Origin of the sequence: Sphingopyxis indica (assembly GCF_032879645.1) — a bacterium.
In the GTDB taxonomy this organism is placed as follows: Bacteria; Pseudomonadota; Alphaproteobacteria; order Sphingomonadales; family Sphingomonadaceae; genus Sphingopyxis; species Sphingopyxis indica.
This window is the reverse complement of the sequence record NZ_CP076394.1, coordinates 2,943,920-2,968,107: the sequence shown is the minus strand read 5'-3', so window position 1 is coordinate 2,968,107 and position 24,188 is coordinate 2,943,920. Positions and strand designations below refer to the sequence as shown.

Here is a 24,188-nt window from a genome sequence, read left to right as displayed (position 1 = left end):
AACAAAATGCCAGAAAAGTCTGACTCGACGCAAAGGCGGGGACAGAATTGGGGGAGATTGACGATGACTTTCACGACATCAGATGTGCGCAAGCTGCATTTGCTGGGCGGTTCGGCCTTGCTGATGATGGCCGCCATGTACGCCTGTCCGGCGGCCGCGCAGGACGCGGAAGGCGCCGCCGGTTCGGGTGCGGAGCAGGCCGAACGCGCCCAGCAACCCGACGATACCATCATCGTGACCGCCCGTCGGCGCGAGGAGAGCCTGCAGGAAACGCCCATCGCGATTTCCGCCTTCAGCGCCGAAACCTTGCGGGAGCGGCTGATCACGCAGACGCAGGACCTTGAACGCATCACGCCCAGCCTGCAGTTCAAGCCCGCCGGGCAACTCTCGGGCAATAGCGCGTCTTCGGTGGTGTTCATCCGGGGCGTCGGACAGCTTGATCCGACCGCGGCGGTCGATCCGGGCGTCGGCATCTATATCGATGAGGTGTATGTCGGCCGGGCCGTCGGGGGCACGATCGAGTTCGGCGACATCGCCGGCGTCGAAGTGCTGCGCGGTCCGCAAGGCACGCTGTTCGGACGCAACACCATTGGCGGTGCCATCCTGGTCCGCACCAAGGAACCGGAGTTCGGCGAATTTTCCGGCAATGGACGGTTCCGCACCGGCGAGGACGATCTGATCGAGGGGTTCGCCGCGCTCAACCTTCCCATTGGCGAAAGCATCGCGGCGCGCGTATCCGGCGGCTTCCGCAAGCGCGACGGCTATGTCATCCGCGCCTATGACGGGCTGGACCTTGGCAATGACAATAGCCGCACGCTGAACGCCGCGCTGCGTTGGGAACCGGCCTACAATCTCAAGATTTCGCTGCGCGGCGATTATACGAAGCGCAAGGAGCATGGCGCACCCTTCGTCTTTGCCGGCATCAACGAGACCGCGCCCGTGCCTGCCATCGTCAGCGTGGCGGCTGGCTGTCCGGGCGCGACGATCCCCTTTGCGCCGGTCGCGCCCGGCGATCCGAACTTCGGTGCGCCCTTCGTGCCCAGCATCGACGATCCGCGCTGTGCCAACGACTTTCAGGCGCTGGGCAAGTTCACCAATGGCGGCACCGCCGATGTGATGAGCTCGTCGGAAGTCTGGGGCCTGTCAGGCACGGTGACGCTGGACCTGTCCGACAGCATCACGCTCAAGAGCATCACCGCCTATCGCTCGACCGATTCCCGCGGGATTCGGGATGCGGACAATACGCCGTTCCTGATGATCACCACCGATGTCGGATCGCAGTCCGACCAGTTCAGCCAGGAACTGCAGCTGCAATATGATTCCGGCCCGCTCAGCGGTATATTGGGCGTCTATTATTTCGACGAGGATACGAGCGAGCGGGCGACGGTGCCGCTGTCGTTCCCGCCGTCGCCGCCGGTCGTCGGTTCGATCCTGTCCGGCGGGCCGGGCACGCGGGATCTGCAATATTCGACGCTGGAAACCCGCTCCATCGCCGTGTTCGGCGAGGCATCGGTCGAGGTCGTCACCGATCTCGAACTGACGGGCGGCCTGCGCTATACCGAGGATCGCAAGACTTATGCGGGGACGGTGCTGAACCTGTTCCCCGCGACCTTGCCCGATCCCGACCCCCTGCCGACGAAGGCCATTCCCGAAGGCGGCCCGCTGTTCATCTATGACGAGCCGTTTCGCGACACCTTCAGCGCGCTGACCGGATCGGCCAGCGCCAGATACCGGTTTACGGACTGGCTGAACGCCTATGTCTCCTACTCGCGCAGCTTCAAGTCGGGTGGCTTCAACACGCGCTACAACGCGCCGCCACCCGATTTCGAGCCGGTTCCCTTCGGTGAGGAGACGGTGGACAGCTTTGAGGTCGGCGCCAAGATGGAGCTGGGTGATGTGCGCCTGAACCTCGCGGCGTTCAACGCGGAATACAGCGATATCCAACTGGTCTTCCGGCAGGGCGTGGTGCCGCTGCTGTTCAATGCCGGCAAGGCGCGCATTCGTGGATTTGAGGCTGAGGTGAGCTATCACCCGTTCGATACCGGTTTGCGGCTCGACGCGGGGATGAGCCTGCTGGATGACAAGATCAAATCGATCACCGAAGTGCCGGGCGCGACGGCAACGGTGCAGCCGGGCGACGACCTGCCGCTGACGCCGTCGTTCCAGGGCAATTTCGGTATCGGCTACGAATTCGAACTGGGGGACGGCTATACGCTGACGCCGCGCTTCGACGGCAGCTACACCTCCAGCCTCGTCTTCATCACCGGCAGCGTGCCCGAGATCGAACAGGGTGGCTATTTCGTCGGCAATGCCTCGATCGAACTGGGTTTCCTCGATCGCTATCGCCTGCAGGCAGGCGTGATCAACCTGTTCGACAAGGATTATCTGATCCAGGGCAACGCATCGCTGGGCACGCTGGGCTATGCCGAAAAAATCTATGCCCGCCCGCGGAACTGGTACGTCCAGCTTTCAGCGGAGTTCTGACGCAAGACGCGCCGTCCGGAGGCTGGTCGCTTCTCGCACCGGTCTCCGGCGGCTCCTTGGTATCAGTCCGAATTCTCGCAATTGCGTCGGATGGCGGTCAGCGTCGCGATCAGCGTTTTGACCTGCTCCGCGTCAAGCCCCGCCAACGCCTTCGCCTCGCGCGCCTGTATGCGGCTGAGGCTGGTCGCGAGAAGCTCGTCGCCGCGCGGTGTCAGCGACAGCGTCACCGCCCGGCGATCGGAATCGTCGCAGCCGCGCTGGACCAGCCCGGCCTTGACCAGATCGCCGATCACGGCGACCATGTTCGCGCGCTGGATATCCAGCATGCGGCCGACTTCACCCTGCCGGACGCCCGGATTGGCCGAAATGACCGACAGCACGGCAAAGGAAACCTGGCCGACGCCAAGTCCCTCCACCGCCTTTTCGAAATCCTTGCGCATCGCGCTGGAGGTGCGGCGGAAATGATAACCGGCCAGATGATCGAGTGGGCCGAGATTGTCGCGTTGGTCGGTCATGTCGCGAGGGCATGGCGCACGACGAGCAGCAGCACAAGAGCTGCCGCGAGCGAACCCAGCGCCATCAACAGCGCAACCACGCCAAGGCCATAGCCAGCGGCGAACAGGAAGCCGGCCAGAGCGGGGGCCAGCGCCGAACCGCCGCGCCCGATCCCGATGACGACGCCCGTCGCCGATGCGCGGAGCGCCGTGGGAAAGGCAGAGGCGACCACGGCATAGAGGCCCACCACGCCCGCATTGGTCGCAAAGCCCGCCGCCGCTGCCGTTAGGGAGAGCGAGGCGAGATCGCTTTGCGACTGTCCGAACCAGACCACCATCAGCGACGAGACGGCCATCGCGACAACCGTCAGCCAGAACACCCGGACCCGGATGGTCAAAAGGCCCAGCGAGGCGCTGCCCAGCAGCCCGCCAACGCTGGCCCACACCAGCACGCCGGCTGCGGCGGACGGTTCGAAGCCCATGTCCGCGACGATCTTCGGGATCCATTTCAGGATGAAATAGAAGGTCATGATATGGGCGAAATAAACGAAAGTCAGCGCCAGAGTGGGGACCATGTGCTGGCCCTTCATCAGTGCGCGCAGCCCCGCCTTTCCACGCTCCAATTCCAAGTCGGGCAGCGTGTCGATCGCGGGCTTGCCCATGCGGGTCAGCGTGCGGTTCACCTTGGCAAGGGCGCCCGCGGGGCGGCGGTGCATCAGAAATTCGATCGATTCCGGCGCGTAGAACCACACGAGCGGGATGAACAGCACCGCGACGATCGCGCCGAACTGGAAGATCGCCCGCCAGTCGTACACCGCGAGCAATTGCGCCGCCACGCTGCCGCCGATCACATTGCCCAGCGGATAGCCTGCGGCCATCATCACCACGCACAGCGCGCGGAAGCGGCCATTGGCGACCTCTGCCGTAGCCGCGTTGGTCGCCGCCAGCATACCGCCCAGGCCCAGTCCGGTGCCGACGCGCCATGCCGACAGCGAGACGATCCCGGTCGCCGTTGAAGCGCCCAGCATCCCGAACGTTATGACGCCAAGGCAGGCAAGAATCGTGGAGCGGCGGCCGAAACTGTCCGCCAGCCTTCCGAACAGAATCGACCCGCCGGACATGCCGATCAGCTCCATGGACAACACGAGACCCAGTGCCGACCGATCGATGCCCCATTCTGCGGCGATGCCGGGTGAAGCGAAGCTGATCGACAGCACATCGAACCCGTCCAGCGCGAGCAGCCCGACCATGATCGCCACCACAGACCATTGAAAGCGGGACATGGCGCCTGTTTCGATTGTCCTGCGGGGATCCATCTTGCAAAAATCCTCTCTTTGCGGGCTGTCATGCAGTCCTTGTTGTCGGGTCCGGTCATACTGATATTGTTATTTCGCACAACATTTATCGGGCGGCGAGAATTTCCGGATGCAACCGCTTGCACCCAACGCCTCTTATTGTTATGGTCCATAACAACTGAGGAGAGGAAGAATGGCCACAGCGTCCGAACGATCCACCGCCGAACAATTCTCGCGTCATGATCCGCTGACGGGGGAAGTCGCGTCCACCGCGACCGCCATGAAGACCGGCGACATTGCGCCCATCGCTGCCAGGGCGCAGGCAGGATTTATCGAATGGTCGCAAATGGGTCCCAATGCCCGCCGCGCGGTGCTGACCAAGGCCGCCGATGCGCTGGAATCCCGCAAGGATGATTTCGTCGCGGCGATGATGAGCGAAACCGGATCGACCGCGGGCTGGGCGATGTTCAACCTGGGCCTCGCTGCCAGCATGGTGCGCGAGGCGGCGGCCCTGACCACCCAGATCGCGGGCGAGGTCATCCCCTCCGACAAACCGGGCTGCCTCGCCATGGCGCTGAAGGAGCCGGTCGGCGTCATCTTGGGCATTGCGCCGTGGAACGCGCCGATCATCCTGGGCGTGCGCGCAATCGCGGTGCCACTGGCTTGCGGCAATAGCGTCATATTGAAGGCGAGCGAGATTTGCCCGCGCACCCATGCGCTGATTATAGAGGCCTTTGCCGAAGCGGGCTTCCCCGACGGCGTCGTCAATGTAGTGACCAATGCGCCGGAGGATGCCGCCGAAGTCGTGGGCGCGCTGATCGACGCGCCCGAGGTAAGGCGCGTCAATTTCACCGGATCGACCGCCGTCGGCAGGATCATTGCCAAACGCGCGGCCGAGCATCTGAAGCCCTGCCTGCTGGAACTGGGCGGCAAGGCGCCTTTCATCGTGCTCGACGATGCCGATCTGGACGAGGCGGTGAAGGCCGCGGCGTTCGGCGCCTTCATGAACCAGGGCCAGATCTGCATGTCGACCGAACGGATCATCGTGGTCGATGCCGTGGCCGACGCCTTTGCCGACAAATTCGCGGCCAAGGTCGGCACGATGGCGACCGGCGACCCGCGTGAGGGCAATACGCCGCTGGGCGCGGTGATCGACCGTAAGGCCGTCGATCACGTCAATGCGCTGATCGAAGACGCCGAAGTCAAGGGTGCGCAGCTGCTGGTCGGCGGCACTGCCGATGGCGTGCTGATGCCTGCCACGGTGGTCGACGGCGTCACCGATGCGATGAAGCTCTATCGCGACGAAAGCTTCGGACCCGTCGTCGCCATGATCCGCGCGCGGGACGAGGCGCACGCGATCGAGCTGGCGAACGATACGCAATACGGCCTGTCGGCTGCGGTCTTCACCAAGGACGCAGCGCGCGGTCTGCGCGTCGCCAGACAGGTGAAGTCGGGTATCTGCCACATCAACGGGCCCACCGTGCATGACGAAGCGCAAATGCCTTTCGGCGGCGTTGGCGCGTCCGGCTATGGCCGGTTCGGTGGGCGGCAGGGCGTCGACAGTTTTACCGAAACGCGCTGGATCACGATGGAAACCCAGCCCGGCCATTTCCCGATCTGATCGACGAGCCTAGGCCGTAAACTCATAACCATCGCCATCGAGGTTTGAAGCAAAATGGCCCAGTGCGAGGAGAGAAGGCGCAGTAATATGTCGATATTTCAAGGCTTCTTGACGAAGCAATGGGCCATTTTGGTCAAATCCCTTCGGGACGCCCAAATGGCTTCCATCTCGGGGCGCAAGCCGCTTGGAAAGGCAACCAGCCTTCCCGGCGCGTCTTTCGCCCCGAGCTGTTCGCCATTTGGGCGCCTCGACGGCGATGGTTATGAGTTTACGGCCTAGTCCAATGCGCAGAATGATCATGGCCACCGCCGCAGCGGCAGGATTGGCATCGGGTGCGGCGGCACAGGGCCAGTCCGGCCCGGTCGCCCCCATGCCCGAACTGAAATGGGTCTTTGCTGTTCGGGTCGAGGTTGGCCCGACGATCGAGCAGGGCGAGATCGACGGCGGCGCCGCGCGCTTCATTCCGATTACCGGAGGCCAGGTCTATGGTCCAAGGCTGAAGGGCACGGTGCTGCCCGGCGGCGGCGACTGGCAGGTCATCCGGAATGACGGGCTGACCGACATCGAGGCGCGCTATTTCCTGAAGGCCGAGGACGGCACCGTGATCGAGGTCCATAATCCCGGCGTGCGCGTCGCGGACGAGGCGACCATCGAAAAGCTGCGTATCGGCGAACCGGTGGAGCAGGAAAGCTATTACTTCCGTACGCAACCGCGCTTTCGCGTGGCCGACGGCCCGCACCAATGGCTCGAGCGGCAGGTTTTCGTCGCGCGCGGCGTGCGTTTTCCCGATCGCGTGATCATCGATTTTTACTCGGTCGAATAGGCCGGACCGTTTTACCCAAGGAGCATTGCATGAGCAGAATTACCACCGCGAGCGGCACCGTCGCCTATGAGATCGTCAATAGGGTTGCATGGCTCTATTTCAGCCGCCCCGATAAGCGCAATTGCATGAATCCGACGCTCAACGACGACATGAACGCGGTGCTGGACGAGCTGGAATTTCGCGACGATTTCGGCGTGCTGGTTCTGACGGGCGAGGGCACCGCCTTTTCCGCGGGCATGGACCTGAAGGAATATTTCCGGGAGACCGAGGCGAAGGGCCTTGGCGCGACGCGCGCGGCGCAGCGCTCGTCCTATGGCTGGTGGCGGCGCCTGCGCTGGTATCAGAAGCCGACCATCGCGATGGTCAACGGCTGGTGCTTCGGCGGCGCCTATGGCCCGCTGTTCGCCTGCGACCTGGCCTTTGCGGCAGAGGATGCGCAGTTCGGGCTGTCGGAAATCAACTGGGGCATTCTGCCCGGCGGCGGCGCGACCAAGATCATCCGCGAGCTGACCGGTTTCCGCAACGCGATGTATCACGCGATGATGGGCGAGAATGTCGACGGCAAGACCGCCGCCGAATGGGGGCTGGTGAACGAAGCGGTGCCCGGCGCCGCGCTGAAGCAGCGCGTGTCCGACGTGGCGCAGGTGCTGCTGCAGAAGAACCCGGTGGCGCTCAAGGCCACCAAGGATGCGATCCGCCGCGTGGGCGAGATGACATACGACAATGCCGAGGACTTTCTCGTGCGAGCGCAGGAAGCGGCCAATAGCTACGACAATGAAGGTCGCAAGGAAGGCATCAGGCAGTTCATCGACGAAAAGACCTATAAACCGGGCCTTGGCGCCTATGACCTGAGCAAGCAGAGCTGATCCCCATGGCGACCGACAGCCTGTCCGCCGCCGGTGCCGATGGAACGGCAGGTGCGCCCGACGTGTCGCGGTTGTTGAGACCGCGATCCGTCGCGATCGTGGGGGCGTCGCCCACGCCGGGCGCGCTGGGCAATTCGGTGATGCGCAATCTCGACCGTCTCGGCTTTGCGGGCGATCTGCATCTGGTGAATCCCAAGCGGGCGGAGATCGACGGACGGCCCTGCGTCGCTTCCATCGACGATCTGCCCGAAGGCGTCGACGCGGCGGTGCTGGCCATTCCGGGGCCAGCCGTGCTCGACAGCGTGCGCGCGCTGGCCCGGCGCAAGGCAGGGGCGGTGATCATATTCGCCGCCGGATTTGCCGAGGGCGGCGACGAAGGGATGGCCGCGCAGGCCGAGATCGGCGAGATCGCCCGCCAATCGGGCATGGTGATCGAAGGGCCCAATTGCCTGGGCATGGCCAATTTCATCGACGGGATTCCGCTGACCTTCGTCGAAATCCCGCCGGTTCCGCGCCGCGAAGGCCGCAACATCGCGCTGGTGTCGCAATCGGGCGCGATGGCCATCGTCGAGACGACGACGTTGATCGCCAAGGGGCTGGGCCTGTCCTATTTTATCTCGACCGGGAACGAGGCGGCGACGGGCGTCGAGGACTATGTGGAACAGATGCTGGACGATGACGACACGCACATCATCGGCATGATCGTCGAGCAGTTTCGCGATCCGGCGCGCTTCCTCTCGCTCGCGCGCCGCGCGACGGAGATCGGCAAGCCCGTCATATTGCTGCATCCCGGCAAGTCCGCGGCGGCGCGCGAATCCGCCGCCACCCATACCGGGGCGATGGCGGGCGATTACAGCCTGATGCGGACCAAGGTGCGCGATGCGGGGGTGGTGCTGGTCGACAGTTTGGAGGAATTGGGCGACGTGCTCGACCTTGCGGCTCGTGTCCCCCGTCCTCCTGTGGGTGCGGCGGCCGTGCTCACCGAAAGCGGCGCGTTCAAGGCGCTCACGCTCGATCTGGGCGAACAGATCGGTTTGGAATTGCCGCATCCATCGGACGAGGCGAGTGCCCGGCTGCGTGAAGCCATGCCCGACTTCATCCCTGTTTCGAACCCGATGGATCTGACGGCGCAGGCGCTGGTCGATCCCGATCTCTATCGCCGCGCGCTGCAGGCACTGCTGGCCGATCCGCAATATGGCAGCGTGGTGTTTGCGCTGATCCAGACCGACGTGCCGACCAGCGAACGCAAATTCCCCGCCGTGATCGCCGCGATAGAGGAATTGCGCCCCGATACGCCGGTGATCTTCGCCGGAATGGATGACGGAGCGGAGGTTCCGGCCGCCTATATTGCACGACTGCGGGACCTGGGCGTGCCTTATTTCCCGTCACCCGATCGCGCATTCCGCGCGATAAGGCGCTACGGCGAGGCGGCGGGCAAGAGCGTCTCGCGCTCGGCAATGGCTCCGCTTGCGCTCGACGTCCCGATGGCAGGCACCATAGCCGAATATCGCGCCAAGGACTTGCTGGCGCCCGCTGGCATCCCATTCCCTCCCCGGGGCTTTGCCACCACCGCCGGGGAAGCGAAGGCGGTGGCGGCAAGGGTCGGCTATCCGGTCGCGTTGAAGGCCCAGTCGGCCCGGCTCAGCCACAAGAGCGACGCGGGCGGTGTGATTCTGAATATTGTCGACGATGCCGCTATGACCGAAGCCTGGGCGAAGCTCCACGCCGATGTCGCGGCCTATGACGCGGCGCTGACGCTCGACGGCGTGTTGATCGAGAAAATGGGCCGGCGCGGCGTGGAAATGATCGTCGGCGCCAGGAATGATCCCGACTGGGGTCCGGTGATCCTTGCCGGTTTCGGCGGCGTGCAGGCCGAATTGCACCAGGACGTGCGCCTTATTACCCCCGATCTGTCGGCCGAGGCTATCAAGGCCGAACTGCTCGCGCTCAAGGGCGCGGCGCTGCTGACCGGGTTTCGCGGTTCGGCTCCCCTCGACATTGCGGCGCTCGCCGCGCTCGTCGAAAGGCTGGGAGCCGTCGTGCGCGGCACGCCCGCAATAAGGGAAATCGATCTCAACCCCGTGGTCGTTTTCCCGGAAGGCGAGGGATGTGTTGCGCTGGATGCGCTGATGCAGGCAGGATAGGTCATGCGAAACCGGGAAGAAGCGGAAAAGCTGGCGGCCATCGACGTGCATGTGCATGCCGAGATCAGTTGCCGTCAGCCGCTCGATCCGATCCAGGCCGAATTCAACGCCCATGCCTCGACCTATTTCGGTATCCCCGAAAAACGACCCACGATTGCCGAGACCATCGCCTATTACCGTCAGTGCAACATCGGCTTCGTCATGTTCACCGTCGACATGGAAAGCGGAACCGGCATCACTCGCATCCCGAACGAGGAAATCGCCGAGGCGGCGGGCGAAAACGCCGATATCATGATGGCCTTCGCTTCCATCGACCCGCACAAGGGCAAGGCCGGTGCGCTCGAGGCGCGCCGGTTGATCGAGGATTATGGGGTCAGGGGCTTCAAGTTCCACCCGCCGCTTCAGGACTTCGATCCCGGTGATCCGATGGCGTGGCCGCTTTACGAGATCATCGACCATTACGGCTTGCCCGCAATCTTCCACACCGGCCATTCGGGCATGGGCACCGGTATGCCCGGCGGCGGCGGAATTCGGCTGAAATGGGGCCAGCCCATATTGGTCGACGATGTTGCGGTGCGCTTTCCGAACATGAAGATCATCCTGGCCCATCCCAGCTGGCCCTGGACCGACGAGGCTTTGTCGATGGCGCTGCACAAGCCCAACGTGTTTATCGACTTGTCGGGCTGGTCCCCCAAATATTTCCCGCCGCAGATCGTGCGCTATGCCAATGGCCAGCTGGGCGACAAATTCCTGTTCGGGTCGGACTATCCGCTGCTGCCGCCGGAAAAATGGATCGCGGCATTTCGCGAGGCCGGGTTCAAGCCGGAGCTTCACGAGCCGATTCTGAAGACCAATGCGCTGGACCTGCTGTTCGGGCGTTGAGGCGGCGCCGGCGCTGAAAAATAACAGGGCCGCAGATGCGGCGTTCGGAGAGAGTGAATGAGTGATTGGCTTCGCAACAGCTGGTATATCGCGGCCTGGGATTACGAGGTCGACAGTGCACCTCTGGCACGCACGATCTGCGGCGTGCCCGTCATGCTCTATCGCAAGCTCGACCGTTCGGTCGTGGCGATGCGCGATGCCTGTCCGCATCGTATGCTGCCCCTGTCGATGGGCATGAGAGAAGGCGATTCCATACGCTGCAAATATCATGGGCTGAAGCTTGGCCCCGACGGCGTGGCCGAGGAAATGCCGATGAAAAGCGAGGCGGTGAACCGCCGCGTCTGCGCCGAGACTTTCATCGTCCACGAACGCTATCGTTTCGTCTGGATCTGGGTGGGCGACAGGGAAAAGGCCGATCCCGCGCTCATTCCCGACATGTGGCCCTGTGAGAAAGAGGGTTGGACCCATGACGGCGGCTATTACCACGTCGCCTGCAATTACCGACTGATGATCGACAATCTGATGGACCTGACGCACGAGACCTATGTGCATTCCGGCTCCATCGGGCAGCCTGAAATCCTGGAGGCGCCGCTGCAATGCCGGGTGGAGGGATCGACCGTCTGGCTCTCGCGCTGGATGCCGGGTATCGACGCGCCCCCGTTCTGGCGCGGCGCGCTGAAGCAGCCGGGGCCGGTGGACCGCTGGCAGGTCTGCCAGTTCAACCTGCCGTCCTTGGTGATGATCGACGTCGGCGTGGCGCCGGTTGAAGCGGGCGCCACGCTGGAGCAGCACGATCAGGGCGTGCGCGGGATGGTGATCGATTTCATGACGCCGGAGAGCGAAACAAGCCATCATTATTTCTGGGGCATGGCGCGCAATTTCGACATCGACGACAAGGGTTTCACCGCGCGTTTTCGCAGCCAGCAGGGCGGCGTCTTTGCCGAGGACAAGGTCATCCTCGAAGCGCAGCAGCGGGCGATCCGGGACAATCCCGACCTGAAGCTCAACGCCTATGCCATCGATCAGGGCGGCGTTCGCGCGCGGCAAGCAATAGACCGCGCGATCCGGCAGCAGGAGAACGCCTAGCCGTGGCCGTATTCAGCCAGTCTCCATGCCCGAGATTTCGCTCGGGCGCCGACCGGTCATGCGCCGGAACCAGCGGGAGAAATAGGACGGATCTTCGAAGGCCAGCTCGTCGGCCACGTCGGCGCACCCGGCATTGGTAAAGCGCAGCAGGCGTGTCGCCTCGACCGCGACGCGGTGGTTGATGAAGGCCAGCGGCGTCACATCCAGCGCTTCGCGCACATGGCGGGACAGGGTGCGTTCGGTGCAGCCCAGTTCGTCCGCATAGAAGCCCAAGCGCCGTTCCCTACGGCAATGCGCGTCGACCAGCGCCTGGAAGCGCGAGACGAGCCGATCGCCATGATGGCGCGCCGGTTCCTCCACTGCCTCTGCCGCAATGCGCAGCAGGGCTTCGGCCAGCGTGCGGCGCAACCTTTCTCGCCCGCTGTCCTGGCCGGATGCCAGCAGAATCTGTTGCCCGACTCCCCTGATGCGCTGCGCAATGGCCGCGCTGACAGGCAGGACGAGCGGTTCGGCCAGCAGACCGCGCAAAAGCTCGTCCTTCGACAGCGTCTGCACCAGCGGGTTGGACAAGGTCAGCACCAGCCCGTCGATGCCCGGCTGGAATTGAAAGGCATGGACGATCCCGCTGGGCGCTACGAGGACAAAAGGGCTTTGCGGCCGTGCGACATGCGAGCCGAGCGTCGTCGCCGCCTGTCCGTCAAATACCAGGAGCAACTGGCACAAGGCCGGATGACGGTGCGCCGGTATATTCCAGTCGTAGCGAAGGCTGCGCGCGGCGATCGTCTCGCAATGCACGAGTTCCTCGCTGTCCCCACTGGGCGCCTCGCCCAGAAGCGCATAGCGCGGAATTTGCGGGGATGGTTTGGTCATGTCCGGAAAATACCAGATTATTTCGCTTCTGTCCCTTCGAATTCGCGCTGCTGCTGGCATTGCAAGGCGACAGGCGAACGCGGGAGAGCAAAGCCATGAAAACACAGGTCTGCATTATCGGGGCCGGGCCGGCCGGGCTGTTGCTGGGTCATCTTCTGCGTGCAGAGGGCATCGAGTGCGTGGTGCTGGAACGACGCACCGGCGATTATGTGCTGGGCCGTATTCGCGCCGGCGTGCTCGAGCAGGTGACGGTCGGCTTGATGCGGCGCCTTGGGCTGGATGGCCGCATGAAGCGTGAAGGCCTGCCGCATGACGGGTTCAACCTTGCCGACGGCGAGCGGCTGATCCGTATCGACATCGAAGAACTGACCGGCCAGCACGTCATGGTCTATGGCCAGACCGAGTTGACCCGCGATTTGATGGATGCCAGCGCCGAACGCGATCTTCAGGTGGTGTATGGGGCGGAGGATGTCGCGCTCCACGACGTGGACAGCGCCAGCCCCTATGTCACCTATGTGAAGGACGGTCTGGAGCAGCGCGTCGATTGCCGCTTCATCGCCGGTTGCGACGGTTTCCACGGTCCCAGCCGTCAGGCGATTCCGGCCAGCGAAGGCAAGGAGTTCGAGCGTGTCTATCCGTTCGGCTGGCTGGGCATCCTGGCCGATGTGCCGCCCTGCAATCACGAGCTGATCTATGCCAATCATGAACGCGGCTTCGCGCTGGCGTCGATGCGCTCGGCGACGCGCAGCCGCTATTATGTGGACGTGCCGCTGACCGAGAAGGTCGAGGACTGGTCGGACGAACGCATCTGGGACGAATTGGCGATCCGCCTCGGCCCCGAAGCTGCCGCCAACATCACCCGCGGGCCAAGCATTGAAAAGAGCATCGCGCCGCTGCGATCCTATGTCTTCGCACCGATGCGGTACGGATCGCTGCTGCTATGCGGCGACAGCGCGCATATCGTACCGCCGACCGGCGCCAAGGGCCTGAACCTTGCGGCGAGCGACGTCTATTACGCGGTCGAAGCGCTGATCGGTTTCTTCGGCAAGAATGACGGCGGGGCCATCGCGGCCTATTCCGACAAGGCACTTGCCCGCGTGTGGAAATCGGAGCGTTTCAGCTGGTCGCTGACCCGCCTGATGCACCGTTTCCCCGAAGACGGTCGCTTCGAACGCGCGATGCAAGTGGCCGAACTCGATTACATCGCCTCCAGCCGCGCAGCGCAGACCTCTATCGCGGAGAATTACGTCGGGCTGCCCGTCTGAAGGTCTTCTGGCCAGTAAAGCCGCATCGGATTGGTGACGAGCAGCTTGCGCTGCAATTCGGCCGTCGGCGCGATGCGCGGGATCATGTCGACGATATGGCCATCGTCGGCAATCTCGTCCTGCATGTTCGGGTGCGGCCAGTCGGTGCCCCAGATCACGCGGTCGGGGTAATCGGCGACCAGCGGCGCGACTGCGGCGGCGAAATTGTCCCACGGGTCGCCCATGCCGCCTTCCTTCTTCGCATCGAGCCGTTCGGGACAGGTGGCCTTGAACCAGATGTCTTCGCGGCTGTCGAGAAGCGAGCGGAATGCGGTCATGTCGGCCCCGTCGGGTCCTTGGGTCACGTCGGGGCGGCCCATGTGGTCGATTATGACGGGCACGGGGATGGCGGCAACGAAGGGGCGCATTTCCTCAAGGATGTCGGCTTCGAAATAAATCACCACGTGCCAGTCGGCGGGCAGGCGCGCGGCCACCTCCAGAAACTTGTCCTTGGGCGCGTTGTCGACAAGGCGCTTCAGGAAATTGAAGCGGATGCCGCGAATGCCGCCGTTGTGCAGCGCGGCAAGATCGGTTTCGGAAATGTCGGGATCGACCACGGCCACGCCGCGGGCTTTTCCGTTCGACTTTGCGATCGCGTCGAGCGTCGCCGCATTGTCGGTGCCGTGACAGCTGGCCTGCACGATCACATTGCGTGAAAAACCCAGGTGATCGCGCAGCGCGAACAGCATGTCCGGCCCCGCATCCTGAGGCAAATATTTGGCCTTCGGACTGAAAGGAAATTGCGCCATTGGGCCGAACACGTGGCAATGCGCGTCGACCGCGCCCTTGGGCGGAGTGAAGTTCGGCTTCGACGGGGTCGGATGCCACGAGGTAATACGGTCAGACATAGACGATCCCATCCATCAGCTTGCGCGCGGTGCGCAGCAGGGCGCTCGAGGTAACATTGCCGCTCTCGCCCACTTCGAGAATGCAGCTCATTTCCCCGCTGGGATGTTCTATGGAGAGAATCTTGCGGGGGCCGTCGGGAGTCTCGGCCACTTCGGCAGCGGGCGACCCTTCGACGAGGCAGGCGGTTGCGGCGGTCACTGCGCCCAGCACACCGATGGAGGCATGGGCGCGGTGCGGAATGAACACGCGCGTGGTGACCGTGCCGCCGTTGCGCGGCGGGGCAACCAGCGTCATCTTGGGCACGCTCTTATCCCTGACGTCGCCAAGGTTCATCAGCGGCCCGGCGGCAAGCCGGATTGCCTCGATCTTCTGGCGGATCGGAGCAAAAGTGTCGCTGTCCAGTTCCTCGCGGCTTTCATAGCCCGTCGCGCCTACGTCCTCCGCCTTGAAGACGATGCAGGGCATGCCATTGTCTATCAGCGTACAGGGCACGCCCTCGATCACGTCGACCGCATTGCCGGTGGGCAGCAGTGCGCCGCAGGAGGAGCCTGCCGTGTCGCGAAATTCCAGCGGGACAGGCGCGTGGGTGCCGGGCACGCCGTCGATACGCGCATTGCCCGTGTAGTTGACCATGCCACCGGGCGTCTCCACCGTGGCGACCGCGACCTGTCCCGTGTTCTCCATATAGATCGACACGCTAGTTGTCTCGCCGGCGGGCGCGACCAACCCGCGTTCGATCGCAAAGGGGCCGATGCCGGCAAGAATATTGCCGCAGTTCTGCGCGTCGGACACGATCGCCTGATCGACGAAGACCTGCAGGAACAGATAATCGACGTCGATCCCCGCGCGATCGGACTTGGACACGACAGCGACCTTGCTGGTCAGCGGATCGGCGCCGCCCATGCCGTCGATCTGGCGCGGATCGGGCGAGCCCATGACGCGGAGCAGGAAGGCATCGCGCGCTTCTTTGTCGGAGGGCAGGTCGCACTTGAGGAAATAGCCGCCCTTGGACGTTCCTCCCCGCATCCACATAACGGGAGCGGATGCGGTCGTTCCTCCGTCCCTTCGAAGGGCGGGGCCGGTGCCCGCTTCCGCCGAAGGAGCGCGATCAGACATATTTCAGCCCTTCCTTCTCCAGCCGCTCGCGCATCTTGTACATGTCGAGGCCGAGCACGCCCGAAGCCAGCTTCTCGCGCTTTTCGTCCTCGTTCGCGGTGCGCGCGCGCGCGGCTTTCAGCACTTCGGCCGCCTTCTCCCGGGGCACGCAGACCACGCCGTCGTCATCGGCAACGATCACATCGCCGGGATTGACCGCGGCGCCCGCGCAGACCACCGGCACGTTCACGCTGCCCAGCGTGTTCTTTACCGTCCCTTGCGCAAAGATCGCCTTGGACCAGACCGGGAAGGCCATTTCGGTCAGGTCGCGTACATCGCGCACGCCCGCGTCAATCACCAGTCCCCGGCAGCCGCGCGCCTGTGCGCTGGTGGCCAGCAGATCGCCGAAATAGCCATCCTCGCAAGGAGAAGTGGGAGCGAGCAGCAAAATGTCGGTTTCCTGAAGCTGCTCGATCGCGACGTGGACCATCCAGTTGTCGCCCGGCGGGGCGCTGATGGTTACGGCGCTGCCCGCGATGCGCGCGCCCGCATAGATCGGACGCATATAGCTGGCGAGCAGGCCGGTTCGGCCCTGCGCCTCGTGAACGGTGGCGACCCCGCATTCGGCCAGCCCGTCGATGATGTCGCGCGGTGCGCGCTCGATATTCTGTACGACGATGCCACCCATGCCGCGATCTCCTTTTTGCATTGAGGCCGCGTCATGCGCGCGCGGGAGCGAGCGGGACCAATCCGAATTTGGCGCGGGGAATAAATTAATGCTAATCATCAATGGATGGACTGGTCCTTTCCCAACATCAGGCACATGGCCGCGCTGGTCGCCACAGCCCGCTCGGGCAGCGTCACGCGGGCCGCCCGCCAGATCAATCTGACCCAGCCGGCCTTGACGCAGGCCATCGCAGGTCTGGAGCGTGAGCTGGACTGTACCTTGTTCGAACGTGCCCCGGACGGAATGAAGCCCACCGAACCCGCATTATTGTTGATCGCGCGCGCCGAAACGGCGCTGGCGCTGATCGGATCATGGCGCGTCACGTCGACCCAGCTGCGCGCCTTTCTCGCCGTCGCGGGCGCCGGGGGCTATGCGGGGGCGGCGGAAGAGACCGGGCTGGCGGCGGCTTCGCTGCATCGTGCGGTTTCCGACCTGACGGTCGCACTGGGCCAGCGCCTGATCGAAAAGCGCGGGCGCACGATTGCGCTGACGCCTGCGGGCCTGCGCCGCGCCCGGGCCTTCGGACTGGCACGCGCCGAATTGCGCAGCGGCCTGGACGAGGTTGCGCGCTGGCAGGGCAAGGCGGCGGGATCGGTGACGATCGGTGCCATGCCGCTGTCGCGTTCACGCTGGCTGCCGCAAGTGCTGCTGATCTTTGCACGGGCCTATCCCGATGTCGGCGTGCGCGTGGTAGAGGGGAGCCACTCCGATCTCTCTCCGGCCCTGCGCGATGGTGAGATCGACATGCTTCTGGGCGCAGTGCGGGACGGGCCGGGGGTCGAGGACCTTGTCCAGGAAGCGGTTTTCGACGACCGGCCTCGGCTCGTCTGTCGCACCGGTCATCCGCTTGCGAAGTGCTGCGACCCGCAGGAACTGGCCAAATATGACTGGGTGATGCCCGGACCCGATACGCCGCTTCGGCATTACTGGCAGGATATGTTCGCCGCGCTGGGGTTGGACGCGCCCGAAGTGAAGATCACCTGCGGTTCGATCCTGACGATCCGCGAACTGCTGATCGCCAGCGACATGATGAGCATGGCTTCGCCTGCGCAGCTTCGGGTCGAGCTGCAGGCAGGGTTGCTGGTGGCGATCGAGCCGCCCGTTCCCGTGATGCGGCGGATCGGGATCACCACGCGCATCGGTTGGCGTCCGACCGAGCCGCAAGCGGCCATGCTCGACCTGTTGCGCGAAAAGGGAAGACTCGATCTTTCGTAAATTCTAATGCGGCGGTCAATCAATTCATTGGCCTGTGCGGTCCGGCTGGGACAGGACAGGGCCCATGAGCAAGACGATCGCCATCATCGGCTTTGGAGAGGCCGGTTCGGTCTTTGCGGCCGCTGCCGGTTGGGAAGCGGACGCCTGCGCCTATGACGTCGCGCCCGAGCGTGCGTCCGTCATGCACGACATTGGCGTGGCCTGTGGCGCCGACCTGCGCGATACGCTGGCGAGTGCGAGCCTTGTGCTGTCGCTGGTGACGGCCGACGCGGCGGCCGATGTGGCTCGCGCCGCCGCGCCGCTGTTGACCGATGGCGCACTATATTGCGACATGAATTCCATCGCGCCGCAAACGAAGCGCGAGGCTGCCGCTGCCGTCGATGCGACGGGCGGGCGCTATGTGGATGTCGCGGTGATGGCCCCCGTCGAACCGGGTCGGCTGAATGTGCCGCTATTGCTGTCGGGCGAAGCTGCGGCGGATGCCGCCACGGCGCTGTCGCGGGCCGGTTTCGCCGATATCCGGATCGTCGGAACCGAAGTCGGCCGCGCTTCTGCTATCAAGATGCTCCGCTCGGTCATGGTAAAGGGGATCGAGGCGTTGACGGCCGAGATGATGCTGGCCGCGACACGTGCGGGCGTGGTCGACGACGTGCTCGCCTCGCTCGACGCGAGCGAGAAGGACTGGGGCTGGAGCAAGCGCGCCGCCTATAATCTGGAGCGCATGGCCACCCATGGCCTGCGCCGCGCCGCCGAAATGGAAGAAAGCGCCAAGACTTTGGCGGCATTGGGCGTCGATCCGGCCATGACCAGCGCTACCGTGCGCCGCCAGCGCGAGATGGCGGGCGCCGCGCCGATATGTGATGCGCAGAGGAGTGAACCCGCGTGAGCCTGATCATCGATTGCCATGGCCATTACACGGTGCTGCCCAAGGGTCACGACCAATGGCGCGAGGAGCAGAAGGCCGCCTTCGAGCGCGGCGAGGCGCCGCCCCCCTATCCCGAGATTTCGGACGACGATATCCGTCAGACCATCGAGGACAACCAGCTGCGCCTGATCCGGGAACGCGGCGCGGACCTGACGATCTTTTCCCCGCGCGCCTCGGCCATGGCGCACCATGTCGGCGATCAGGCCGTGTCCGAGGAATGGGCGCGGCACTGCAACAATCTGGTCTATCGCGTGACGAAGCTGTTCCCCGATAGCTTCGTCGGCGTCTGCATGTTGCCGCAGAGCCCCAAGGCGGACCTTGCCGCTAGCGTGAAGGAGCTGCGCCGTTGTGTCGAGGAGCTGGGCTTCATCGGCTGCAATCTGAATCCCGACCCGGGCGGCGGCCATTTCGAGCATCCGCCGCTGACCGACGAATATTGGTTCCCGATCTATGAGGCGATGTGCGAACTGGACGTGCCCGCGATGATCCATGTGTCGGGCAGCTGCAATCCCGCGATGCACGCGACGGGTGGTTTTTACCTTGCCGCCGACACGGTCGCCTTCATGCAGCTGATGCAGGGCGACCTGTTCAGCCGTTTCCCCAAGCTGCGCTTCATTATCCCGCATGGGGGCGGGGCGGTGCCCTATCACTGGGGTCGCTATCGCGGGCTTGCCGACATGCTGAAGAAGCCCGGCCTCGACGAATATATCATGAATAATGTGTTCTTCGACACCTGCGTCTATCACCAGCCGGGCATCGACCTGCTGGTCGACGTGATCGACAACAAGAACATATTGTTTGGCAGCGAGATGGTGGGCGCCGTGCGCGGGATCGATCCGCAGACCGGCCACTATTTCGACGACACCAAGCGCTATATCGACGCGCTCGATATTTCCGACGAGGAGCGTACCGCCATTTTCGAAGGCAATGCGCGCAAGGTGTTTCCGCGCCTCGACGCGATGCTCAAGGCCAAGAATTTGTAAGGGGGGGACGGATTGTGACTGACATCCACGATTATCTCGCCGAATTCGACGATATCCCCGGCACGCGGGTCTATACCGCCGCCCGTGCGCGCAAGGGCTATCAGCTGAACCAGTTCGCGATGAGCCTGATGAAGGAAGAAAACCGCAAGCGTTTCCACGCTGACGAGCGGGCCTATCTCGACGAATGGCCGATCACCGACGAGCAGAAGCAGGCCGTTCTCGATCGCGACTATAACCGGCTGCTGGACCTTGGCGGCAATATCTATTTCCTCTCCAAGCTGTTCTCGTCGGACGGACTGTCCTTCGTGCAGGCCGTGTCGACGATGACGGGCATGAGCGTCGAGGACTATCAGGCGATGATGAACGCCGGCGGACGTTCGCCCGAAGGCGTGCGCTCGATCAAGGACAAGAACTGATGGCCCGCATTACCCATGGCATCGCCTGCAGCCACATTCCCGTGCTGGGCTATGCGTTCGATCACGGCAAGGAAGGCGAGGCTTACTTCAAACCCGCCTTCGACGGCTTCGGGTGGACGCGGCAGTTCATGGCGGAAGAAAAGCCCGATGTCGTCATCCTGGTCTATAACGACCACGCCTCTGCCTTTGACATGAAGATCATTCCGACCTTCGCCATCGGCTGCGGCGAGCTTTACGGGCCCGCCGACGAAGGTTTCGGCCCGCGGCCCGTGCCGCCGGTGGAGGGCCATGCCGATCTGGCATGGCATATCGCGCAAAGCCTGATCCTCGACGAATTCGACATGACCATCATCAACGAGATGGAAGTGGACCACGGCCTGACCGTGCCGCTGTCGATGATGTACGGCCATGTCGACAAATGGCCGACGAAAGTGATCCCGCTCGCCGTCAATGTCGTCACCTATCCACCGCCGTCGGGCAACCGCTGCTGGGCGCTGGGCGAGGCGATCGCCCGTGCGGTGGAGAGTTTCCCCGAGGATCTGAAGGTGCAGGTCTGGGGCACCGGCGGCATGAGTCACCAGTTACAGGGCCCGCGTGCGGGGCTGATCAACAAGGAGTGGGACAACCGCTTCCTTGACCGGCTGGTCGGTGATACGCAGGAACTGCGCCATATCCCCCATATTGAATATCTGCGCGAAACCGGCAGCGAGGGGATCGAGATGGTCATGTGGCTGATCATGCGCGGCGCCTTGGGCAAGAGCACGAAAGCGCTGCACCGCCATTACCACGTGCCCGTCAGCAATACAGCGCTGGGCCATATGGTGCTGGAACCGGTGGATGGAACGGTGCCGCCCAGCCCGACGCTCGAAGGAAACAGTGCAGCGGCACAGGCGCGGATCGCCTGATCCCTTCGCAAAAACATCATTCAGGAGACTATCCCATGAAAATCGCACTCGTCGGCGCAGGCGCCTTTGGCGAAAAGCATCTCGACGGCCTCAAGAACATCGAACGGGTCGAAATTGCTTCGGTGATTTCCCGGCAGGCCGAGCAGGCCGCCGAAGTCGCCGCCAAATACGGAGCGCCGCATTCGGGCACCGATCTGTCCGAAGCGCTCGCGCTGCCCGACGTCGACGCGGTGATCCTGTGCACCCCCACGCAGATGCACGCCGGCCAGGCGATTGCCTGCATGGAAGCGGGCAAGCATGTGCAGGTGGAAATCCCGCTGGCCGACAGCTGGGAAGATGCGTTGGCGGTAGAGGCCAAAGCCAAGGAAACAGGGCTGATATGCATGGTCGGCCACACGCGTCGCTTCAACCCCAGCCACCAGTGGGTGAAGAAAAAGATCGACGCGGGCGAGTTCAACATCCAGGCGATGGACATCGAAACCTTCTTCTTCCGCCGCAAAAACATGAACGCCAAGGGGCAGCCGCGCAGCTGGACGGACCATCTGCTGTGGCACCATTCGGCGCACTCGATCGATATTTTCCAGTATATGACCGGCTCCAGGGTCGTTGCCGCCAATGTGCTGCAGGGCCCGAAACATCCGGAACTGGGCATCGCGATGGACATGTCGATCCAGTTGAAGACCGAGGCGGGCCAGATCCTGACGCTGGCGCTCTCGTTCAACAACGACGGACCGCTCGGCACCTTCTTCCGCTATATCGGCGACACCGGCACCTATATCGCCCGCTATGACGATCTGGTGACGGGACGTGAGGAGCCGATCGACGTCTCGGACGTGGATGTGTCGATGAATGGCATCGAATTGCAGGACCGCGAATTCGTCGCCGCCATCAAGGAAGGGCGGCACCCCAACAGCTCGGTTTCCGACGTTCTCGATTGCTATCGCGTGATCGGCGAGCTCGCCGCCAGCCTCGAGGCGCAGGACGGATGGTCCTGATGCGGCGCCGGCTGGCGGGCGCTGGATGAGCGCTATCCAAGACCGGCGAGCAATCGTTCAATCGCTGTCGAGCCATGCCAAAATGTCGGCCCGATCGGCATCGAGCCTGGGCGGGGGCGCCGCGGTGCCCGGACCATCGGGCGTCATGCGGAAACCGGCATTGGGAATGGACACCGTACCCGCGCCCGGAATCCCCTCTATCGCAATGTTCAGCAGCGCGTCGGGTCCGGCCATTGCCACCGCTTCGTCCACCTTGCGCACCATGCCGCATGGAATCCCGGCGGCGCTCATTTCGGCTTCCCATTCGGCCGCGTCACGGGCGGCGAACATCCTGGCCAGTTCCTCCGTCATGGCTGCGAAATTGGCCCGCCGTGCATCGGGGGTGGCAAAGCGCGGATCGTCGAGCCAGTCCGGCCTGTCCAGAAAGCGGGCCAAGGCGGTAAACTGATTGGGCTGGACGACGCCCAATGAAATCTCGCGCCCGTCGCGGGCGGTGAACAGCGAGGCCGTGGGAAGACCAGAATAGCCGGTATTGCCCATGCGCGGCATGGATTGGCCCGTGACCATGAAAGGCGTGAGCGCGGAGGTCATGAAGGCCAGCGCGGCATCGAACATGGCGACGTCGATATGGCTGCCGCCGCCGCCATTCTGTTTGCGCAGGACCGCGCTCAATATCGCGATGGCCGCGGACTGGCCGGTCAGCGTGTCGACGATGGGAAAGCCTACGCGCACCGGATCGTCGCTCTCGCTTCCGCTGAGCAGCATCATCCCGCTGGTGGCTTGCACGATATTGTCGATCGCGGGCCAGTCCCGCTGCGGACTCTCCTGCCCATAGCCTGAAATCGAGCAATAGATCACGTCGGGATTGACCGTGCGTACATGGTCGTAGCCGAGGTTCAGCCGCGCCATCACGCCGGGGCGGAAATTCTCCACCACCACGTCGCAGCGCGCGACAAGGCGCTGTGCGATGGCCGCATCGCCTTCCTCTTTCAGGTCGAGTGCGATCGAGCGCTTCCCCGCATTGGCGGCGATGAAGGCCGGCGACATGCCGTCATAGCGCCGATCGCCGCCATAGTTGCGGAAATTGTCGCCGGACTTCGGCTCGATCTTGATAACGTCGGCGCCCAGCATGCACAGTAGATGCGTGGCATAAGGGCCTGCCATGACATGACTGAAATCGGCAATCGTAATACCGGTTAGGGGTTGGCTCATGGGGTCTCCGGGAAGTTTTTTCGCTGGATGGTCCATTCCGGCGATACGCAAAGGCGGCAATCGGGGCCGACGAACCAGTGCCGCGCCGCCTCGTCCTGTTTGAGCTGCCAGTCGAGCCACGCGGTTCCGACCAAGGCCCAATCGCCCCCCGCGGCATAGGACAATGTGCCGTCGTGCCCGACGGGGATCGAGGCGGCCATCACCGGCACGTGACCGATCCTGTCGAAATCGTCCATGCCGTTCGCATAGGCAATGTCGGTCGGCCCGCCGAGTACATAGGCCACGGGCGTGTGCAGCCTGACCAGATCCGCCTTGGTAATATCGACCCCGCTCAGCCCGGAACCGCGGCGGACATAGACGCCGCTGGCGAAGGCGACCACCGTATCGACGCGGGGGTCGGCGCCGGCCTGCAATGCCTGCAATCCTCCGCAACTGTGCCCCATCACTGCGATGCGAGTGGTGTCGACATGGCCTTCCAGATCGTCGCCCGTCCGCCCATTGGCCTCCGCGGCCCAATCGATCGCGGCCAGCAATTGGTCGGTGCTGGTCTCGTCAGGCTCCCGCCTTGGAGGCGTGAGGGGCAGGGTGGGAGCAGGCGCTCCGACGGCATCCTCGCCGGGGATGCCCGTTTTGACGGGGCGCTCGCCGCGCGGGGCGCCATTGGCGACGATGACATAGCCGTGGCTGGCGATCTCGCGCAGAAAATGGCTCGCCGTCAGCCCCGCATCACGGCAGCCGCCATTGCCCCAGAGCACGAGCGGCAAGGGCTCCGCGGGCATGTCCGCAGGGCGATAGATCGTATAGCCCGGCGCATCGGCGCGCGATTCCGCGATCGCGGGCCACGCGCCATTGCCCGTCGGATCGCCGATCGGTCCCGGCGGAGCGGGCGCTTCCTTGTCTGCTGCTGCTATTGTGGGCACGCCCATCGTCAGTACTGCCACGCCCATCGCGATTGCCGCGGCCGTTCGCCGCAGGCCCGCTCGTGTCCGCGCCATCG

At 64.0% G+C, this 24,188-nt stretch carries 23 protein-coding genes; 14 read left to right on the top strand and 9 right to left on the bottom strand.

The genetic code is table 11. The features are described 5' to 3' along the window. Positions 1–63: 63 nt before the first annotated feature. On the top strand, positions 64–2,484 hold the full coding sequence (locus KNJ79_RS13985) for a TonB-dependent receptor (RefSeq protein WP_317151542.1): 2,421 nt from the start codon (positions 64–66) through the stop codon (positions 2,482–2,484). Positions 2,485–2,546: 62 nt separating this feature from the next. Here the strand turns inward: KNJ79_RS13985 and KNJ79_RS13980 are convergent, their stop codons facing one another. Together KNJ79_RS13980 and KNJ79_RS13975 are read right to left on the bottom strand one after the other, a co-directional pair. Then, positions 2,547–2,999, bottom strand: coding sequence for a MarR family winged helix-turn-helix transcriptional regulator (locus KNJ79_RS13980; RefSeq protein ID WP_317151541.1), 453 nt, complete (start codon positions 2,997–2,999; stop codon positions 2,547–2,549). After that, positions 2,996–4,228 carry an MFS transporter gene (locus tag KNJ79_RS13975; protein WP_317153926.1) on the bottom strand — a complete coding sequence of 411 codons (1,233 nt, stop codon included), beginning with the start codon at positions 4,226–4,228 and terminating at the stop codon, positions 2,996–2,998. The genes KNJ79_RS13980 and KNJ79_RS13975 overlap by 4 nt, the downstream gene beginning before the upstream one ends. A gap of 238 nt (positions 4,229–4,466) precedes the next feature. Here KNJ79_RS13975 and KNJ79_RS13970 point away from each other — a divergent pair, with 238 nt between their 5' ends. Continuing rightward, a complete protein-coding gene (locus tag KNJ79_RS13970; protein ID WP_317151540.1) occupies positions 4,467–5,894 on the top strand; it encodes an aldehyde dehydrogenase in 1,428 nt (475 codons plus the stop codon). A 9-nt stretch (positions 5,895–5,903) separates the two neighbouring features. Here the strand turns inward: KNJ79_RS13970 and KNJ79_RS13965 are convergent, their stop codons facing one another. After that, complete coding sequence (locus KNJ79_RS13965) at positions 5,904–6,194, bottom strand: hypothetical protein (RefSeq protein WP_317151539.1); 291 nt, start codon at positions 6,192–6,194, stop codon at positions 5,904–5,906. Between KNJ79_RS13965 and KNJ79_RS13960 the strand changes: the two genes are divergently transcribed. Genes KNJ79_RS13960 through KNJ79_RS13940 form a run of 5 tightly spaced genes read left to right on the top strand, consistent with a single transcriptional unit; the run spans position 6,193 to position 11,695 of the window. Beyond that, positions 6,193–6,717, top strand: a complete 525-nt coding sequence (locus tag KNJ79_RS13960) for a DUF3237 domain-containing protein (RefSeq protein ID WP_317151538.1) — start codon at positions 6,193–6,195, stop codon at positions 6,715–6,717. The two genes, KNJ79_RS13965 and KNJ79_RS13960, sit on opposite strands and share 2 nt — an antisense overlap. Positions 6,718–6,746: 29 nt before the next feature. Next, positions 6,747–7,583, top strand: a complete 837-nt coding sequence (locus KNJ79_RS13955; protein ID WP_317151537.1) for a p-hydroxycinnamoyl CoA hydratase/lyase — start codon at positions 6,747–6,749, stop codon at positions 7,581–7,583. Positions 7,584–7,588: 5 nt separating this feature from the next. Beyond that, positions 7,589–9,727 carry an acetate--CoA ligase family protein gene (locus KNJ79_RS13950; protein ID WP_317151536.1) on the top strand — a complete coding sequence of 713 codons (2,139 nt, stop codon included), beginning with the start codon at positions 7,589–7,591 and terminating at the stop codon, positions 9,725–9,727. Between the two features lie 3 nt (positions 9,728–9,730). Next, positions 9,731–10,609, top strand: coding sequence for an amidohydrolase family protein (locus KNJ79_RS13945; protein WP_317151535.1), 879 nt, complete (start codon positions 9,731–9,733; stop codon positions 10,607–10,609). Between the two features lie 57 nt (positions 10,610–10,666). Further along, a complete protein-coding gene (locus tag KNJ79_RS13940) occupies positions 10,667–11,695 on the top strand; it encodes an aromatic ring-hydroxylating dioxygenase subunit alpha (protein WP_317151534.1) in 1,029 nt (342 codons plus the stop codon). A gap of 12 nt (positions 11,696–11,707) precedes the next feature. On the opposite strand, the gene KNJ79_RS13935 is transcribed toward KNJ79_RS13940, so the two are convergent. Beyond that, positions 11,708–12,625, bottom strand: coding sequence for a helix-turn-helix domain-containing protein (locus KNJ79_RS13935; RefSeq protein ID WP_317151533.1), 918 nt, complete (start codon positions 12,623–12,625; stop codon positions 11,708–11,710). 35 nt (positions 12,626–12,660) lie between these two features. Here KNJ79_RS13935 and pobA point away from each other — a divergent pair, with 35 nt between their 5' ends. Then, positions 12,661–13,830 carry a 4-hydroxybenzoate 3-monooxygenase gene (gene pobA / locus KNJ79_RS13930; protein WP_317151532.1) on the top strand — a complete coding sequence of 390 codons (1,170 nt, stop codon included), beginning with the start codon at positions 12,661–12,663 and terminating at the stop codon, positions 13,828–13,830. On the opposite strand, the gene KNJ79_RS13925 is transcribed toward pobA, so the two are convergent. The 3 genes from KNJ79_RS13925 to ligK form a co-directional block, all read right to left on the bottom strand. Further along, positions 13,809–14,717: an amidohydrolase family protein gene (locus KNJ79_RS13925; RefSeq protein WP_317151531.1), complete on the bottom strand. Its 909-nt coding sequence runs from the start codon at positions 14,715–14,717 to the stop codon at positions 13,809–13,811. The two genes, pobA and KNJ79_RS13925, sit on opposite strands and share 22 nt — an antisense overlap. Then, positions 14,710–15,750, bottom strand: coding sequence for a 4-oxalomesaconate tautomerase (locus KNJ79_RS13920; protein WP_317153925.1), 1,041 nt, complete (start codon positions 15,748–15,750; stop codon positions 14,710–14,712). Before KNJ79_RS13920 ends, KNJ79_RS13925 begins: the two co-directional genes overlap by 8 nt. Before the next feature lie 76 nt (positions 15,751–15,826). Further along, entirely contained in the window at positions 15,827–16,501 is a 675-nt protein-coding gene (gene ligK / locus KNJ79_RS13915; RefSeq protein ID WP_317151530.1) for a 4-carboxy-4-hydroxy-2-oxoadipate aldolase/oxaloacetate decarboxylase, read from the bottom strand. 135 nt (positions 16,502–16,636) lie between these two features. On the opposite strand from ligK, the gene KNJ79_RS13910 reads away from it, so the two are divergent. The 6 genes from KNJ79_RS13910 to KNJ79_RS13885 all read left to right on the top strand — a co-directional run bounded on the left by KNJ79_RS13910 (position 16,637) and on the right by KNJ79_RS13885 (position 21,979). Next, positions 16,637–17,755: a LysR family transcriptional regulator gene (locus tag KNJ79_RS13910; RefSeq protein WP_317151529.1), complete on the top strand. Its 1,119-nt coding sequence runs from the start codon at positions 16,637–16,639 to the stop codon at positions 17,753–17,755. A gap of 64 nt (positions 17,756–17,819) precedes the next feature. After that, positions 17,820–18,641 carry an NAD(P)-dependent oxidoreductase gene (locus KNJ79_RS13905; RefSeq protein WP_317151528.1) on the top strand — a complete coding sequence of 274 codons (822 nt, stop codon included), beginning with the start codon at positions 17,820–17,822 and terminating at the stop codon, positions 18,639–18,641. After that, on the top strand, positions 18,638–19,663 hold the full coding sequence (locus KNJ79_RS13900; RefSeq protein ID WP_317151527.1) for an amidohydrolase family protein: 1,026 nt from the start codon (positions 18,638–18,640) through the stop codon (positions 19,661–19,663). The genes KNJ79_RS13905 and KNJ79_RS13900 overlap by 4 nt, the downstream gene beginning before the upstream one ends. 11 nt (positions 19,664–19,674) lie before the next feature. Next, complete coding sequence (gene ligA, locus KNJ79_RS13895; RefSeq protein ID WP_317153924.1) at positions 19,675–20,079, top strand: protocatechuate 4,5-dioxygenase subunit alpha; 405 nt, start codon at positions 19,675–19,677, stop codon at positions 20,077–20,079. Then, entirely contained in the window at positions 20,079–20,984 is a 906-nt protein-coding gene (locus KNJ79_RS13890; protein WP_317151526.1) for a class III extradiol dioxygenase subunit beta, read from the top strand. Before ligA ends, KNJ79_RS13890 begins: the two co-directional genes overlap by 1 nt. 35 nt (positions 20,985–21,019) lie before the next feature. Further along, positions 21,020–21,979 carry a Gfo/Idh/MocA family oxidoreductase gene (locus KNJ79_RS13885; protein WP_317151525.1) on the top strand — a complete coding sequence of 320 codons (960 nt, stop codon included), beginning with the start codon at positions 21,020–21,022 and terminating at the stop codon, positions 21,977–21,979. Between the two features lie 57 nt (positions 21,980–22,036). Here the strand turns inward: KNJ79_RS13885 and KNJ79_RS13880 are convergent, their stop codons facing one another. Together KNJ79_RS13880 and KNJ79_RS13875 are read right to left on the bottom strand one after the other, a co-directional pair. Continuing rightward, positions 22,037–23,227 (bottom strand): CaiB/BaiF CoA transferase family protein, encoded by a 1,191-nt coding sequence (locus tag KNJ79_RS13880; RefSeq protein ID WP_317151524.1) that lies wholly within the window; start codon positions 23,225–23,227, stop codon positions 22,037–22,039. Then, on the bottom strand, positions 23,188–24,186 hold the full coding sequence (locus KNJ79_RS13875) for an alpha/beta hydrolase family protein (RefSeq protein WP_317151523.1): 999 nt from the start codon (positions 24,184–24,186) through the stop codon (positions 23,188–23,190). Before KNJ79_RS13875 ends, KNJ79_RS13880 begins: the two co-directional genes overlap by 40 nt. Positions 24,187–24,188: the final 2 nt, after the last annotated feature.

Excerpts from the sequence above, each read along its gene's own strand:
- KNJ79_RS13940 (WP_317151534.1), top strand. The coding sequence starts at position 10,667 with ATGAGTGATTGGCTTCGCAACAGCTGGTATATCGCGGCCTGGGATTAC.
- KNJ79_RS13890 (WP_317151526.1), top strand. The coding sequence starts at position 20,079 with ATGGCCCGCATTACCCATGGCATCGCCTGCAGCCACATTCCCGTGCTG.
- KNJ79_RS13885 (WP_317151525.1), top strand. The coding sequence starts at position 21,020 with ATGAAAATCGCACTCGTCGGCGCAGGCGCCTTTGGCGAAAAGCATCTC.
- KNJ79_RS13905 (WP_317151528.1), top strand. The coding sequence starts at position 17,820 with ATGAGCAAGACGATCGCCATCATCGGCTTTGGAGAGGCCGGTTCGGTC.
- KNJ79_RS13980 (WP_317151541.1), bottom strand. The coding sequence starts at position 2,999 with ATGACCGACCAACGCGACAATCTCGGCCCACTCGATCATCTGGCCGGT.
- KNJ79_RS13950 (WP_317151536.1), top strand. The coding sequence starts at position 7,589 with ATGGCGACCGACAGCCTGTCCGCCGCCGGTGCCGATGGAACGGCAGGT.
- KNJ79_RS13955 (WP_317151537.1), top strand. The coding sequence starts at position 6,747 with ATGAGCAGAATTACCACCGCGAGCGGCACCGTCGCCTATGAGATCGTC.
- KNJ79_RS13925 (WP_317151531.1), bottom strand. The coding sequence starts at position 14,717 with ATGTCTGACCGTATTACCTCGTGGCATCCGACCCCGTCGAAGCCGAAC.
- KNJ79_RS13985 (WP_317151542.1), top strand. The coding sequence starts at position 64 with ATGACTTTCACGACATCAGATGTGCGCAAGCTGCATTTGCTGGGCGGT.
- KNJ79_RS13960 (WP_317151538.1), top strand. The coding sequence starts at position 6,193 with ATGGCCACCGCCGCAGCGGCAGGATTGGCATCGGGTGCGGCGGCACAG.
- KNJ79_RS13965 (WP_317151539.1), bottom strand. The coding sequence starts at position 6,194 with ATGATCATTCTGCGCATTGGACTAGGCCGTAAACTCATAACCATCGCC.
- ligK (WP_317151530.1), bottom strand. The coding sequence starts at position 16,501 with ATGGGTGGCATCGTCGTACAGAATATCGAGCGCGCACCGCGCGACATC.
- KNJ79_RS13920 (WP_317153925.1), bottom strand. The coding sequence starts at position 15,750 with ATGTGGATGCGGGGAGGAACGTCCAAGGGCGGCTATTTCCTCAAGTGC.
- KNJ79_RS13880 (WP_317151524.1), bottom strand. The coding sequence starts at position 23,227 with ATGGACCATCCAGCGAAAAAACTTCCCGGAGACCCCATGAGCCAACCC.
- KNJ79_RS13910 (WP_317151529.1), top strand. The coding sequence starts at position 16,637 with ATGGCCGCGCTGGTCGCCACAGCCCGCTCGGGCAGCGTCACGCGGGCC.
- KNJ79_RS13975 (WP_317153926.1), bottom strand. The coding sequence starts at position 4,228 with ATGGTCGGGCTGCTCGCGCTGGACGGGTTCGATGTGCTGTCGATCAGC.
- pobA (WP_317151532.1), top strand. The coding sequence starts at position 12,661 with ATGAAAACACAGGTCTGCATTATCGGGGCCGGGCCGGCCGGGCTGTTG.
- KNJ79_RS13945 (WP_317151535.1), top strand. The coding sequence starts at position 9,731 with ATGCGAAACCGGGAAGAAGCGGAAAAGCTGGCGGCCATCGACGTGCAT.
- KNJ79_RS13970 (WP_317151540.1), top strand. The coding sequence starts at position 4,467 with ATGGCCACAGCGTCCGAACGATCCACCGCCGAACAATTCTCGCGTCAT.
- KNJ79_RS13935 (WP_317151533.1), bottom strand. The coding sequence starts at position 12,625 with ATGCCAGCAGCAGCGCGAATTCGAAGGGACAGAAGCGAAATAATCTGG.
- KNJ79_RS13875 (WP_317151523.1), bottom strand. The coding sequence starts at position 24,186 with ATGGCGCGGACACGAGCGGGCCTGCGGCGAACGGCCGCGGCAATCGCG.